Genomic DNA, 13523 nt, shown 5'->3' with positions numbered 1-13523 from the left:
ATCTAGCCCATAGATAACAAAAGACGGAAAAACGAAGATGTGCAGGCCCTCAAAGTCCCCCAAGTTTGGGAGACTTTGAGAACGCTGTTTCCCTATATCAGATCGCGATGGGTAAAGGCTTTGGCATTTTCGCCCGAGTAGGTGGCGACAATGTGGCCATCGCCGACGACCTGATATTTGTAAGTCACTAGCCCTTCTAGACCAACTGGTCCACGGGGCGGCATTTTTTGGGTGCTAATGCCCACCTCGGCCCCAAAGCCATAGCGGAACCCGTCGGCAAATCGGGTGGAACAGTTGTGATAGACGCCAGCCGCATCTACCTGGGCCATAAACTGGTCAGCGGTGGTCTGATCTTCAGTTGCGATCGCATCCGTATGCCGTGACCCATAGGTATTAATGTGGTCAATCGCCGCATCCACTGAATCGACCACTCGAATGGCCAAAATTAAATCGCTGTATTCCGTGGACCAGTCACTCTCCGTCGCCGCTTGCACATCTTTTAGCACCTGGCGGGTAGCGTCATCACCCAGCAGTTTTACCCCTGCTTGCTGCAGTGCTTTAGCTAATACCGGCAGCGCCTGGGCAGCAATCTCTTTATGCACCAGCAGGGTTTCAATCGCATTGCAGGCTGATGGGTACCCCACCTTGGCATCCACTGCAATTTTGGCTGTCTTGGCTAAATCAGCCGCCACGTCGACATATAGATGACAGATACCGTCAGCGTGACCCAACACTGGAATCCGAGTATTTTCCTGCACAAACCGAACAAAAGCATTTGACCCGCGTGGAATAATCAGATCCACATAGCCATCTAACTCCAGCAGGGCTCGGGTTTCTTCCCGCGTAGTCAGCAGCTGCACCGCATTGGCATCCACCCCTGCATTGGTCAGCCCCTGACGAATTGCCTTCACCAAGGCCTGACAAGAACGCACCGCCTCCTTGCCACCCTTCAGAATGACCCCATTCCCCGATTTAACAGCCAATGTGGAAATCTGCATAACCGCATCGGGGCGAGACTCGAAGATGATACCCAGGACACCCAGGGGACAGGCAATGCGCTTTAATACCAGCCCATCATCCAGTTCCCGATGAATCTGTACGGCTCCAGCCGGGTCCGGGAGCTTGGCCACATCCCGCACCCCTTGAATTGCGGCCTTGAGCTTGATCGCATCTAGCTTTAATCGGCCATAGAGGGGTTTAGCCAGGTTATCGTCTAATGCGGCCTTGAGGTCTGCTTCATTGGCCGCAGTAATGTCCGGTGCAGCGGCTTCTAACGCCTGAGCAATGGCCTCAATCGCCTCGTTTTTTTGCTGGGTTGAAAGGCTAGCAAGGGTGCGGGCCGCTTGACGAGTTTTGGCTGCGATCGCAACCAAAGAATTCTCAACAGCAGCAACCGAAGATACAGACATGGGTTCCGTGGAATGGGTGTTCTACTGGTCTAGTTTATCTAGGATAAAGCCTCCAGCACACTTAGCAGCCAAAAGTACACCAAGGCCTAAGACTAATTAGACACCTTTGAAATGTACAGACGTTGCCTGCAACGTCTCTTCACGCTCCCTGCCCTCTCAACTCTTTTCCTCCCGCGCAATCACTCGCTTTGCCCGCTGCCAAAGCGCCTCCAGCTCCTCAATACTGTGATCGTCCAAGGGTTTCTCCGCCGCCTGCTCCAATAGCCCAAACCGTTGCACAAAGCGACGATTAGTCCCTTGCAAAGCCGCCACTGGGTCGATATCACACCAGCGGGCCACCTGCATCAAACTAAACAACACATCACCAAACTCAGCGGCTTGATTTTCAGCACTTTCATGGTCTAGAGCATGGCGAAATTCCCCCAGCTCTTCCTCTACTTTTTCCCACACACCATCTAGCGTTTCCCACTCAAATCCAGCCTTGGCAGCTTTTTTAGAGATTTTCATAGTAGCGGTCATCGGTGGCAACGTACGACCATAGCGAGCCAGCTTAGCGGTGAGGGTGACATCGCCCTGGGCTCCCTTTTCTGTCGCCTTAATGGCTTCCCAATTAACATGAACTTCCTCTGGTGTGGCTGCTTGATCATCGCCAAATACATGGGGATGCCGCCGGATGAGTTTTTCAGCAATTCCCTGGGCTACATCGCCGAGGTCAAACGTATCCGTTTCACTAAAAATCTGCGACTGCAGCACCACCTGCAGTAACAGGTCACCGAGTTCCTCAGCAATGTGCTCACGATCCCCCTGCTGAATGGCATCGACTACCTCATAGGCTTCTTCGAGCACATAGGGAGTTAGACTCTCAGGCGTCTGAGCCAGATCCCAGGGGCAGCCCCCTGCGGGATCACGCAGCTGGGCCACAACGTCAATCAAATGCTGTAGTGCTTCTAAAGTTTTGGATTGTAGATTTGGGGTCATGGGTGACAAGGTGGCAAGCATATTCGGATTCAATAATACGAATGAATTACAGCTTCGTTAAAAAAAGATTGGGCATTGCTCCTCCTCGGGATAGCTTTGACTGTCAAGGACTTTCAAATAGCAGTGGCGAGAGATCGGCTCATCCCATAAATCAGCAATCGTAAAGATTGCTTTTGACCGCTGTCACCGCAATTACAATTTCTTTGAAAAAAAGTCGCTTTTAGTTACTGTCATCTGTTAGTATTTACTTCTGTGCAAACGCGCAGTCCGTGGACGGTTAGCTCAGTTGGTAGAGCGCCTGCCTTACAAGCAGGATGTCACTGGTTCGAGCCCAGTACCGTCCATACTTACTGTACAAAGTAAGTATTTTTAGGTCTGTTATTTTCAGACTTTCTTGGACGGTTAGCTCAGTTGGTAGAGCGCCTGCCTTACAAGCAGGATGTCACTGGTTCGAGCCCAGTACCGTCCATACAGTTCAACAACTACCAAACAAAAGGAAGCAAACGGTATTTTACCTTGGCTACATAGTCAGCGTAGCCAGGCAGTGATTTGCTTAGTGTTTTCTCTTCTATAAAAATGCGTGCTGCCAAAAGCACTAACAAGATCGACAGCATCAGTACGCTGGCATAGCTCTCAAGCCATAACCCAATGCCAACAAAAAAGAGTAAAAAGCCTAAATAAAACGGATGGCGGATGAGACCATAAAGCCCAGTGTCGATCAAAACTTGTCCTCTCTCAGACTGATCTCTGACAATCGGTACTGCAAACTCGTTTTGAAATATCGCCAGTATCAAAATCCCATACCCGGCTAAGCCAATCAGGGCTCCTAAACCTGAGATAAACGGCTCAGGAACGGGCAAGAGCTGTAGATAAAAGACATCAATCGGAATAAATACAAACCAGGCAAAGGCCATTAAAACAATTAGTGCTGTCACGACCCGATCTGCCACCGGCTGACTTTTAGCAGCGGGCAGTTCGAGGCGCGCTTCCAGGCTGGCGGGGGCAAACATGGCCAGTAACACTGTGGCAATCAACAACACAATGCCATACCCTGCTAAAAACTGTAGCGCCCGCGGCCACTGCCATGTACCAGCCGGAATTAAAAGTAGGGCTGTCAGCAATGCTAGCTGGGATAGTACGCCGAGTAAGCCTTTAAGCATCAGCATAGGGGCATCTCCATGGGGACAGGCTGAACGTATTCGATTTTATTAAGTGACTATTGCCTATCTTAGTTGCTATAGTACACTAGTACTCAATTAATCTGAGCGCTGAGGGCTTAACTATCTCACGGAGACTCGGCTATCAGCGGTTCTTGCCCCTCACTTCATCCTCAACAGCGTATTTAAGGAGTACTTACCTATGACTTTAGCAAAACCTACATCTAGTATGACTAGCCTTAATGTTTCTGCAACTGAGGCTGCTGAGACCAAGGGCATTGCCCTGGAACAAAGGGTTAATCATTTGGCTACCCAAACTATGGATCAGGCTCTGACCCTGTGGACTCAATATCAGCCAGTGGCGACTGATAAAACCCAGGCTATTTGGCAACTTCTACGTAACACTCAGCCTGTACACTTGTTGTTGGCAGCTGCCCTGGCGGTTTTATCTATTGGTCTGGTGACCTTGGTCAACACATTTGGTGGGTTGATTATTTTGTTACTCAAACTAACAGCGCTAGGTTTGTCAGCTATTGCAGTCGGGCAGTGGGTTGTGCGGGGTTTCAATTGGGCCGATGAAAAACTGCCGTCAGCGAAAGAGACTAACCTGTAGTTGTTGATTGAATTTGTGTTGGAAGCAAGCCGTGCTTCCGTTTCAAGGAGAAGCACGGCTTCCTCCTAGAGGAGGTATTGTTGATCCTCGGCAGGAACCTAATCTCTAACTTTCTTAGGTTAGACGAGCAATATACCGATGGCGGCCTGCTTATAACGCTTAGATTTTAATACGTAGCTTCCTGATATCTTGTAAACAAGCGAGTTTCTTGGTGCAGCGTGGTCCCTATTCGTGACGAAAATCCAGTCCAGATTACGCCCTATATTACTTACGGGCTAATCATTCTCAATATTTCAGTTTTTCTCTATGAACTGACGCTACCGTCGCCCATGGCGCTGACGGTGTTTTTTCGTACATGGGCCGTGGTGCCAGAGCAGCTGACGGAAAGCTTTCTGGGTAGCCAGACAATCCCGTTCGATATCCATGAATGGCTAACTCTATTCACGAGTCAATTTATTCACGCGGGTTTCCTGCACCTGGCGGGCAACATGCTGTACCTGTGGATTTTTGGTAATAATGTTGAGGAACAGCTTGGGCGGATTCGGTTTCTGATTTTGTACCTTACTTGCGGTGCGCTGGCGGCGTTGGCGCAGTGGTACTTTGGGATGTTTTCTGAGGTGCCTTCTCTGGGAGCCAGTGGTGCGATCGCAGGTGTGATGGGAGCCTACATTTTCAAATTTCCCACGGTACGCATCCTGACAATTGTACCTTTGGGATTCTTTTTCTTACCCTTAAGAGTTCCAGCTTTATTTTATTTAGGCATCTGGTTTATGCAGCAGGCGGCCTATGGATTAGCTAGCCTTAGCGTACCAACGAATGTCGGCATGGCGGATGGCGGCATTGCTTACTGGGCCCATGCAGGAGGCTTCGTATTTGGGGCTATCTTAGGCCCAGCCCTGGGATTATTTGACCAGTCCGAAGAAGAAACTCAGCCACTGTGATTTACGCATAGGGCAGGACGGAGAAATGAAGCCGGAGAAATGAGGAGGATACTTGAAGTAGCAAAGTTTAAGATTTCCAAGTTGGCCTAACTAATTTTTTATCGGTTGTTGCTGGATTAGTAAAAACAAAAAAATGACGCTTCTAGTCCAGGTAGAAGCGCCGATGCAATTTTTGAAAGTAAGCCCTAGAGAGAGATTAGATGCCCACTAGAGTAATGACAAAAGATAACGAGAAAATCCTTACAGAGTTGTTGTAAGCAGTAAAGCCTCAACTTAATCCCCCCATCCACTCAACCACATTTGATAGTGGGCAAACTTACGCCACAGAGTACTAGTGTGTCTCCTACCATTTCTTGTAAGGTAAGAATTTGCCACACATGATCACCTTGACTCGATCGCCCTTGGGATCTTCTTCCTTTTCTACATCAATGGAGAAGTCAATCGCACTCATGATACCATCGCCAAATTTCTCATGGACGACAGCTTTTACAGGCATACCGTAAACCTGCATGATTTCGTAGAAGCGATAAATCAGGGGGTCGGTGGGCACAAGCGGGTCTAAACCACCTTTTACAGGACACTCAGTCAGATACTCAACATATTCTGCTCCCATGCCCAGAGCTTCAACAATTTTGGTGGCTTCTTCTTCTGAAGCACTAGCCTGACGATACAGTACTGATGCAATCCAGACTTCGTCATAGCCTAGCTTGGCTTCCAAATCGGCAAATGATAACCCTTTGGCTTTCTTTGCTGCAAGAAACTTGGCAGAGATTTCAGAAATGGCCATCGCAAAAATCACCTCTTGATTGCAAAACTTAAACAGGAATAACGCTTAACGCAGCTCTAATTTATTTAACCTGGATACGAGACTCTTCAACAGCACGGGTTTCACGGAACAGATGGTGTTCCATTTCGGCCTTAAGATCGTGGTAGGCCGGATGCTGATCGATGGTTTCTCGATCGCGAGGTCGCGGGAAGGGGACTTCGAGGATCTCGTCAATGCGAGCAGCTGGCCCGCGAGTCATCATCACAATGCGATCCGACAGTAATAAGGCTTCCTCAATACTGTGGGTGATCATGATGACGGTCTTCCGGTGTTGTTCCCAAATGCGCTCAACTTCGCTCTGTAGGAAGCCACGAGTTAAAGCATCCAGGGCTCCAAAGGGCTCATCCATCAGTAAAATCTGAGGATTAATCGCTAAAGCACGAGCAATGCCGACCCTTTGCCGCATACCTCCTGAAAGTTCATGGGGATGCTTTTTCTCAGCCCCTTCTAGCCCCACTAACTGAATCTGCTCTTTAATGGCACGAGTCATTTGCTTGGGTGACAGCTTGGGAAAAACGGTTTCAACCGCAAACCGAATATTCTCTTCAACGGTCATCCAGGGCATCAGAGCATAGTTCTGAAAAACCATGCCTCGATCGGGACCAGGACCTTGAATGGGGTGACCATTCAGCAATATTTCACCCCCAGTAACGGGGGATAGCCCGGCCACCATATTGAGCAATGTCGACTTACCACAGCCCGAAGGACCAATGATAGAGACAAATGTATTCGGTTCTATATCTAAACTGATGTCTTCAATGGCGACAAAATCTCGGCTTGTCTTACCTGACAACCTACTGAAGATATCCCGTTTGCCTGCAAACACCTTGGTAACATTCCGAATGGAAAGCTGGGCCGAAGGAAATTCAGGTTCAGGAGATACGGCACCATTATTGGAATAATTGACGGAAGCAATGCTCATGCTTTACGCCCAAACGCAACAAATTTTTCGAGGGCACCAAACATACTGTCTAAGATGAGCCCAACCAGACCGATGATGAAAATCGCAACTAAAATATTCGGAATATAGAGATTATTCCATTCATTCCAGATAAAGTAGCCTAACCCAGTCCCCAAAAGCATTTCAGCCGCCACAATCACCAGCCAGGCGATGCCCATACTGATCCGTAAACCGGAGACAATATTGGGTAAAGCAGCTGGAATAATCACCTTAAAGATGGTCCGCAACCTTGATGCTCCTAATGTTTTGGAGACATCTAGATACTCTGGACTTACATTGGCAACACCAAAGGCTGTATTAATCAGCGTTGGCCAGATACTGGAGATCAAAATGATAAAGACGCCCGTTTTTTCGGAATCTCGAAATATGTAGAGTCCTAAAGGTAACCAGGCTAGCGGCGAGACTGGTTTTAGGAGCTGTACATAAGGGTTAAAGGCTTTATAGGCAATGGGTGAAATCCCAATGAGAATGCCCAGGGGAACTGCGATCGCAGAGGCTAAAATGTAACCAATTGCCACACGTCGCAAACTAATTAATAAATTCCACCCAATGCCTAAATCGTTGGGGCCATTATCAAAAAAGGGATGAGTAGTCCACCACCATAGCTCTTGCAGCGTTTTAGAAGCGGTGGGCATCCCTTTAGCAAACAACTCTAGGTTGGCACCAACTTCCCAAAACACTAAGAAAAGAATGAGCGAAATAACAAATAGGCCCAACGCCTTGACATTCTCATTAAGCCATGGTGACCTACTGTCAACGCTATTAATTTTATTTAAAGCTGGCTTACTTAAGGCCATGTAATCTGCACCTCCTTCAAGATCTGACCGCTGAACTTAAACACCATTTTTATCAATTTGCTCTTTGACATAAGCTGCTGGATCAGCAGGGTCAAAGGTATCGAATTCAAGGGTTTCAGTGCGGTAAATATCCTCCGGTGGGTTAAGCCCCACCTCCTGAGCTAACTCTCTAGCTAAATCAGTTAAGAAAATATCTTTCCCGATCTGATTATAGGTTTCGCTGGTAATAACCTGAGTAGCTTTACCATCTCCTTGTAAATCCCAACGCACCAGTTGCGAAGAAATCCAGTTGGCAAAACTCTGCCAAGGATATGGATCAAAGTCAATTCGATCCGGCACACTCAGGGTGTTACCCTGACCATCCTCAAAGTTACCGGTCAGCACAGCCTCAACCACCTCAACTGGCTGATTAAGAAATGCTCTCTCGGAGATTGCCTTAGCAATTTCAGGACGATTCGCCGGGTCACTAGCATAGCCAGCGGCTTCAATGATGGACTTATTCAGCGCTCTAAAGGTATTAGGATTGGCATCAATCCACTGATCGCTAGCGGCAAATGCGCAGCAGGGATGACCTGGCCATAGGTCTTTAGTCAGCTTAAAGATAAACCCAGCCCCTTCAAAGACGGCACGCTGATTAAAGGGATCGGGCATTAAGTAAGCATCAATATCTCCAGCAATCAACTGGGCAATGCTATCCGGTGGCGGTACGGGGCGAATCTTAACGTCCACATCGGGGTCGATACCCCCAGTTGCTAGATAATAGCGCAGCAACAGATTATGCATGGAATAGGGGAACGGAACGCCGATGGTAAAGCCCTTAAAGTCCGCTGGACCGTTGACCTGCCCTTTATAGCGCTCGGCAACTGTAATGGCCTGTCCATTAATATTTTCAATACTAGCAAGTTTGACACCAAAGGATGCAGACCCTAGGCCCAGGGTCATGGCAATTGGCATCGGCGCAAGCATATGATAGGCGTCCAATTCTCCAGCAATGGCAGAGTCTCGTACGGCACCCCAACTGGGCATTTTGACAACCTCGGCATTAAACCCATACTTGGAGTAGAAGCCCAAGGGCTCGGACATAATAATGGGCGTAGCACAGGTAATGGGAATAAAACCAATCTTGAGATCCGTTTTCTCCAGGTTAGAAACATCCACCGGAGCGGCGGCATCTTCTTCTAATGCCGCTTGCTGGGAATTAGGGCCACAGTTGCTGAGGGTCACTAGTGCCGCACCAATGGCTAAGTTCTTAAGAAACTCTCGACGAGTAAATTGGCTGTTGCGAATGGCATCGGTAAAGAACAGTCCGGCTTGGGGGCCAAAGGCCGCTGCAAACGCATTTTCAATCCCGCCCGCTTGTCTTGCCAGGGCCAGTACCAATTTTTCACGCTTTGGATCACCTTTGCCCGCTGCTTTGAGCAACAGAGTCTTGCGAAGTTCGTAGGCGTTGACATTATCGGCAGCTCGCAGCTGTTGATCCTTATACAGCCCCATCTTCATCAGGTCATCCACCATCTCCACTGGGTCCTGGGGCATGGTTTGTAAGAATTCCCAATGGGACTGGGTCAGGTGAGCTCCACCACAGATGATGCAGGCCGTCTGAAAATCGGTGAGATTGCCGCGATCGCAATTTAGATTGTTCCACCTTTGATCAGTGTGTGCGGAGGTTAAAACCATAGGATTACTCACCTTAACTAGCGTTGACTGAGACTATTGGTTATCCAAGTAAGTTAAACGGCATCCAAGCGAAAACTTGTAATGTCCTTTACAATAGAGCCCTACCCTTGGACACGAACTAAGCTGATTGTAGGGGTTTGATAGTAAAATTTATACCAATCCCTTCTATGGATTACATTGGATTATTTTTTGAAAAACTAGGACTTTTTAAGTCTGTTAGGTATTTTTAGCGTTGTTTTGTTGCAATTGTTACGAATTGGGGTGGCTCCGCCAAACCTGTGGTGTGACACCATGTAGTTTGCGAAACTGTCGAGTAAAGTAACCAGCATCGGTGTAGCCGATGGACTCGGCAATATGCTTGATGGATTCGGGCGTGCTGGTCAACAATTGACGGGCCTGAACCATTCGCCGTTCAATAATCCACGCTTTTACCGTGCGTCCTGTATGGCTTTGGGATAGATTGGTTAGATAGGCGGGAGAATATCCAACAGCCTGGGCCACGTCAGTCAGGTTAATGGGCTGTTGGTAATGGGCTTCGATAAATTCAAAGACCGCCGCTAGGCGAGGGCAGTCGGGGAAAATTGTTTTGACAGGCATGCTTTTTTGTGGGGGTAGAGTCGAAAGCAGCGGGGCAGACGTCTGCCGCAGCCCACGTTTAAGCTCGTCCTGGCGTTTTAGTCGAGATGCGATCGCATCCAAAAAAGTCTCTACCGTACAGGGTTTTGTCAAATAGTCATCGGCCCCCAAAGTCATACCCTGTCGGAGGTCTGCCATTGTCACCTTGGCTGTCAAAAAGATCAATGGAATTGCAGCCGTCACATCGTTTCTTCTGAGGGAGGTCAACACCTCATAGCCATTCATGTCTGGCATCATAATGTCGCAAACCACCAGATCAGGACGATGTTTTGTCGCTAATCTAACGCCAGTAGACCCATTTTCTGCGCCAATACCTTTGAACTTTTCAAATTTCAAACAGCGGAGAAAAATTTCTCTTGTTTGGGCCTCATCTTCAATGACCAGAATCGTTTTCACCATGGCCCCTACCATCTAAGATGGAAATTAAGACAATACTCTTGCCGTTGCTGACCTCCAGAAAAAACAAATCTGACCAGCTCTAACCAATCATTTTAGATCGATGGCTCCAATAAATCAGCAATGACCTACTCTCTGCTGAGAGCATTTTGTATGCTTAACTAACAGGTTTAAGGGTTTTAGGAACCAGTCGTAGTGTAGTGCACTACAGTCTTAAACAGCTTTATGGAACCACGTGATGCCGCTAGCCTTTCAGAACATGACGAACTTGAAGCTCTACGCCGTCAACATCAGCTAATTCTCAATGCCGTGGGAGAGGGGGTATATGGGTTAGACCTGCAGGGCAATGTTACCTTTGTAAATCCAGCGGCCGCTGCCATGATCGATTGGGAGATGGAGGATTTGATCGGTCAGTCAATGCATCGAGTCCTACATCATTCCCATGCTGATGGCAGTCCCTATCCCAGAGAATGTTGTCCGATCTATGGGGTCTTCCAACAAGGGCATGTGCAACGGGTTACCGATGAAGTCTTTTGGCGTAAGGATGGTACCTGTTTCCCAGTGGAATACATTAGTACGCCCATGCGCAATGAACATGGCGAACTGATTGGGGCGGTGGTGACCTTTCGCGATATCAGCCAACGCAAGTGGGCTGAGACGGTTTTGCAACAGACCAACGAAGATTTAGAACTCAAAGTCAAAAAGCGGACAGCCGAGCTCTATGCAGCCAATGAGCGATTGCGGGAGTTGAGTGACCTCAAGTCCAGATTTGTCTCCATGGTATGCCATGAGTTTCGCAATCCAATGAATAATATTGCGCTGTCAGTCTCCTCTTTAAATCGATATGACGAACAATTATCGCAGTCACAGAAAAATCAATATCTTCTGAATATTAAAGAGAATGTTGAGCGCATGACTCAGATGATCGACGATATTTTAGTGCTTGGCAAGTTGGAAGCCAAGCGCTTATGCCTCAATCCTGAGCCCCTAAATCTTGTCGACTTTTGTCGTAATCTGCTGACAGAACTGCCCTCACAAACGGGGCAGCTGGAATTCACTGGCAGACACAAACCTTTGATTGCCAAATTGGATCAAACGCTTTTGCGTTCAATTTTGACCAATATTCTGTCTAATGCTGTTCGCTACACCCTTGATGGCAGATCTGTTTATCTGTCTCTATTCCGCCATAAGGAACAGGCAGTATTTGTAGTCAAAGACAACGGTTTAGGAATTCCGCCGGAAGATTATCCCCATCTATTTGAACCGTTTCACCGAGGCAAGAATGTCAGCAACATTCCAGGTACTGGATTAGGTCTAAGTATTGTCAAACAGTTTGTTGATTTCCAGCAGGGAGATATTCAGGTAAAAAGTCAGCTGGGCAAGGGGACAACGTTTAAGGTGATCTTGCCGTTGTCGTTGCCAGTTATTGAGACCCACGCCGATCTCGGAGTCTCTCCTAGGAGAGACTCCGAGATCGGTCATCTAGGTTAATTAAACACCAAACTTATCAACCTGCTCTTTCAAGTACTCATCGGCCTTATCTGGGTCAAAATCGCCAAACTTCATCTTTTCGATCCGTGAGATTTCCTCTGGTGAATCCACACCCAGTTCTAAGGCGAGTTCCCGCGCTAGATCTGTCAAGAAGAACTCTCGACCACCGTCGGCAATCTTATCCGCCGAAGTGTAATCCCAGCGTACGAGCTGTGTAGTAATCCAGCTGGCAAAACTCTTCCAAGGGTAGGGGTCAAAGTAAATCCGATCGGGAATGTCAAAGGTGTTGCCCTGACCATCTTCAAACTGACCGGTCATGACAGCTTCTAGCACTGGTAAGGGCTGGTTCAGATATTCACGAGGGGCAATAGCCGCTGCAATTTCCTTACGGTTGGCTGGATTGTTGGCATAGGTAGCCCCGTCAATAATGGCCTTGTTGAGGGCGCGGAATGTGTTGGGGTGTTCATCAATCCAATTCTGAGCAGCTACAAAGGCACAGCAGGGATGCCCTTCCCACAGGTCTTTGGTTAAGAGATGAATGAAACCAATGTCATCCTGCACCACTCGCTGGGTAAAGTTGTCGGGCAGGATAAAGGCATCGATTTGACCAGTGGCCATTTTTGCGATCGCATCTGGCGGGGGCAAAATCAACAGCTTGACATCGTTGTCTGGATCCAACCCGCCAGTGGCCAGGTAGTAACGCAACAGCAGGTTGTGATTGGAATAGTCATAGGGAATGCCGATGGTCATGCCCTTAAAGTCAGCGGGACCGTTGATATTGCCCAGGTGTTTGTTGGCAACGGCAATACCCTGGCCGTTGTTGTTCTCAATGCTGGCTAGCTTCACTGAGAAGGGGGTGGACCCCAAGCCAAGGGACATGGCAATGGGCATGGGAGCCAGCATGTGGTAGGCGTCCAGTTCACCTGCGATCGCAGCATCCCTGACCACCGACCAGCTAGCATATTTCATCAGCTCCACATCGAGACCATGCTTCTCATAGAAACCCAGGGGCTGCGACATAATAATCGGGGTCGCACAGGTAATCGGCAAAAACGCTAGCTTCAGACTCGTTTTCTCCAACGAGCCAGCAGGAGCACTAGCAACAGACCCTTGAGGATCATCAGCGACCTCGGCTGAATCGGCACAGTTAGCCAAAGTAACTAAAGCTGCCCCTACAGCAATGTTCTGTAAAAACTTACGCCGAGTTACCTGACTGATGCGCTGAGCATCACTAAAAAACTCTCCAGCCTTAGGCCCAAAGGCTGCACCAAACGCCTGATCCAAACCGCCTGCCAGGTCAATTAAATCCCGAACCAGCCGCTCTCGCTTGGGGCTGCCCTTGCCCACCTTACTCACAAACAGAGCCTTTCGTAGCTCTGCCTGACTAATAGCATCAGCAGTCTCAATGGCCTCTGGCTTATAAAGCCGCATTTTAGCCAGATCATCGATCAGATCAGCCGGTTCTTGGGGCATCTCCGACTCAGCCATCAAACGCCAGTGGTCCTGAGTAGAATGATAACTTCCGCAAACAAAGCAGCGTGGCGGAATAGTACTAATCTCACCATATTGGCAAGAAAGACTATCCCACTGACGGAACTGATCGGTGACCGATTTCATATTAATTTTTTTTGGTAGAACTAA

General features: G+C 48.3%; 12 protein-coding genes and 2 tRNA genes. 5 read left to right on the top strand and 9 right to left on the bottom strand.

Annotated features, from left to right (window positions below; genetic code table 11):
- Positions 1 to 92: 92 nt before the first annotated feature.
- Both N836_RS69140 and mazG read right to left on the bottom strand, forming a co-directional pair.
- Positions 93 to 1409 (bottom strand): glutamate-5-semialdehyde dehydrogenase, encoded by a 1317-nt coding sequence (locus N836_RS69140; RefSeq protein ID WP_023076427.1) that lies wholly within the window; start codon positions 1407 to 1409, stop codon positions 93 to 95.
- Between the two features lie 156 nt (positions 1410 to 1565).
- The gene (gene mazG, locus N836_RS69135; protein WP_031294429.1) at positions 1566 to 2387 is read right to left on the bottom strand and encodes a nucleoside triphosphate pyrophosphohydrolase; all 822 of its coding nucleotides are present in this window, start codon (positions 2385 to 2387) and stop codon (positions 1566 to 1568) included.
- A 271-nt stretch (positions 2388 to 2658) separates the two neighbouring features.
- Here mazG and N836_RS69130 point away from each other — a divergent pair.
- Both N836_RS69130 and N836_RS69125 read left to right on the top strand, forming a co-directional pair.
- Positions 2659 to 2731 (top strand) — tRNA-Val (locus tag N836_RS69130).
- Positions 2732 to 2783: 52 nt separating this feature from the next.
- Positions 2784 to 2856 (top strand) — tRNA-Val (locus tag N836_RS69125).
- 13 nt (positions 2857 to 2869) lie between these two features.
- Here the strand turns inward: N836_RS69125 and N836_RS69120 are convergent.
- The gene (locus N836_RS69120) at positions 2870 to 3553 is read right to left on the bottom strand and encodes a methyltransferase family protein (protein WP_023076425.1); all 684 of its coding nucleotides are present in this window, start codon (positions 3551 to 3553) and stop codon (positions 2870 to 2872) included.
- A 193-nt stretch (positions 3554 to 3746) separates the two neighbouring features.
- Here N836_RS69120 and N836_RS69115 point away from each other — a divergent pair, with 193 nt between their 5' ends.
- Positions 3747 to 4157: a hypothetical protein gene (locus N836_RS69115; protein WP_152532293.1), complete on the top strand. Its 411-nt coding sequence runs from the start codon at positions 3747 to 3749 to the stop codon at positions 4155 to 4157.
- A gap of 218 nt (positions 4158 to 4375) precedes the next feature.
- Entirely contained in the window at positions 4376 to 5098 is a 723-nt protein-coding gene (locus tag N836_RS69110; protein WP_023076423.1) for a rhomboid family intramembrane serine protease, read from the top strand.
- 343 nt (positions 5099 to 5441) lie between these two features.
- On the opposite strand, the gene cynS is transcribed toward N836_RS69110, so the two are convergent.
- From cynS to N836_RS69085, 5 genes are all read right to left on the bottom strand, one after another.
- A complete protein-coding gene (gene cynS / locus N836_RS69105) occupies positions 5442 to 5885 on the bottom strand; it encodes a cyanase (RefSeq protein WP_023076422.1) in 444 nt (147 codons plus the stop codon).
- A 61-nt stretch (positions 5886 to 5946) separates the two neighbouring features.
- Positions 5947 to 6846 (bottom strand): ABC transporter ATP-binding protein, encoded by a 900-nt coding sequence (locus N836_RS69100; protein WP_023076421.1) that lies wholly within the window; start codon positions 6844 to 6846, stop codon positions 5947 to 5949.
- Positions 6843 to 7682 carry a nitrate ABC transporter permease gene (gene ntrB / locus N836_RS69095; RefSeq protein ID WP_023076420.1) on the bottom strand — a complete coding sequence of 280 codons (840 nt, stop codon included), beginning with the start codon at positions 7680 to 7682 and terminating at the stop codon, positions 6843 to 6845. The genes N836_RS69100 and ntrB overlap by 4 nt, the downstream gene beginning before the upstream one ends.
- Positions 7683 to 7718: 36 nt before the next feature.
- Entirely contained in the window at positions 7719 to 9359 is a 1641-nt protein-coding gene (locus N836_RS69090) for a CmpA/NrtA family ABC transporter substrate-binding protein (protein ID WP_023076419.1), read from the bottom strand.
- 249 nt (positions 9360 to 9608) lie between these two features.
- Complete coding sequence (locus tag N836_RS69085; protein ID WP_031294425.1) at positions 9609 to 10394, bottom strand: response regulator transcription factor; 786 nt, start codon at positions 10392 to 10394, stop codon at positions 9609 to 9611.
- A 222-nt stretch (positions 10395 to 10616) separates the two neighbouring features.
- Between N836_RS69085 and N836_RS69080 the strand changes: the two genes are divergently transcribed.
- A complete protein-coding gene (locus N836_RS69080) occupies positions 10617 to 11882 on the top strand; it encodes a PAS domain-containing sensor histidine kinase (protein WP_023076417.1) in 1266 nt (421 codons plus the stop codon).
- Here N836_RS69080 and N836_RS69075 read toward each other — a convergent pair whose 3' ends face one another.
- Complete coding sequence (locus N836_RS69075) at positions 11883 to 13499, bottom strand: ABC transporter substrate-binding protein (protein ID WP_031294424.1); 1617 nt, start codon at positions 13497 to 13499, stop codon at positions 11883 to 11885.
- Positions 13500 to 13523: the final 24 nt, after the last annotated feature.

It is taken from the genome of Leptolyngbya sp. Heron Island J, assembly GCF_000482245.1.
Lineage (GTDB): Bacteria > Cyanobacteriota > Cyanobacteriia > Phormidesmidales > Phormidesmidaceae > Leptothoe.
Note: the sequence above shows the minus strand (reverse complement) of the source record. Positions and strands in the feature narration are given on the sequence as shown.